This is a genomic window from Dryocola clanedunensis (assembly GCF_038405435.1).
Lineage (GTDB): Bacteria > Pseudomonadota > Gammaproteobacteria > Enterobacterales > Enterobacteriaceae > Dryocola > Dryocola clanedunensis_A.
The window spans coordinates 1-513 of sequence record NZ_JBBYHZ010000242.1; the positions used below are offsets into that span (position 1 = coordinate 1).

Annotated in this window: 1 protein-coding gene; it reads left to right on the forward strand. The window is 65.9% G+C overall.

Annotation, left to right across the window (positions count from 1 at the left end; all coding sequences use genetic code 11):
* Positions 1-307: pyrimidine/purine nucleotide monophosphate nucleosidase domain-containing protein (locus tag AAE045_RS24445; protein WP_455549876.1), on the forward strand; the 307-nt coding region annotated here is incomplete at its 5' end.
* Between the last annotated feature and the right edge of the window lie 206 nt (positions 308-513).

Genomic DNA, 513 nt, shown 5'->3' on the forward strand with positions numbered 1-513 from the left:
GATCGAGATTCCGTGGGAGTACCAGCAGCCGTTCGTGCCGACCCACGAGGCGATGGCGTCGCTTGACCTGCACCACGGCCGTCCGCCACATGCCCTGGCGGCCGACCTGCGCCGCGCGTTCTCCGGCATCGTGGCCGGCAACGTGAAGGAAGACGGCATGCGCCGCATCGAGCAGTTCGGGCCGTTCGAAATCCACGGCGATGCGGACATGATGCAGGCCCTGGATGAACTGCTGCGCGCCTTCGTCGAGCAGCGCCGGATGAAGATCTCCGGCGAGTACCAACCCTGCTACAAGGTCATGGCCTGAGGGCCTGACCGGGCCGGCGGCGGGCAGGGGCCGCTGCCGGTTCTCGATCTGCGTCAACCCATTGACGCCTGTCGCCTCCGGGCGACCGTTCGTCCTGCCGCCGCTTGCTGATCGGCGGCGGGGCGTTCATCTTCTGTGTCATCAACGCTGGGGAGCGTTTCATGTCTTTGCGCCAGTCCAACGGCTTCACACTGATTGAGCTCATG